Below are 237 nucleotides of genomic sequence, written 5' to 3'. Positions count from 1 at the left end.
GTTTATTATGAATCAATTCCTCGGCTTCCTCGGCGGGGTCCTCATCACCCCGTGGCTGGCCGCACGGATCGGCAAACGGCGGGCGCTGCTGGTCGCGCTCGGGATGCTGACGGCGATTCAGGCTGGCTACAGCCTGCTGCTACCCTGGGGGTGGATGCTGGCGCTCGCGCCGCTGGCTGGATTTGGCTTCGGCATGACGGAGACGATCATCGGCGCCGTCATCATCGACGCGGTCCA

1 pseudogene is annotated in these 237 nt (G+C 65.0%); it reads left to right on the top strand.

Going from position 1 to position 237, the window contains the following annotated elements:
* Nucleotides 1–237: pseudogene (locus tag PA598K_RS34205) on the top strand (MFS transporter); the annotation flags it as partial.

The sequence above is a fragment of the Paenibacillus sp. 598K genome (assembly GCF_003851045.1).
Taxonomy (GTDB): domain Bacteria; phylum Bacillota; class Bacilli; order Paenibacillales; family Paenibacillaceae; genus Paenibacillus_D.
Note: the sequence above shows the minus strand (reverse complement) of the source record. Positions and strands in the feature narration are given on the sequence as shown.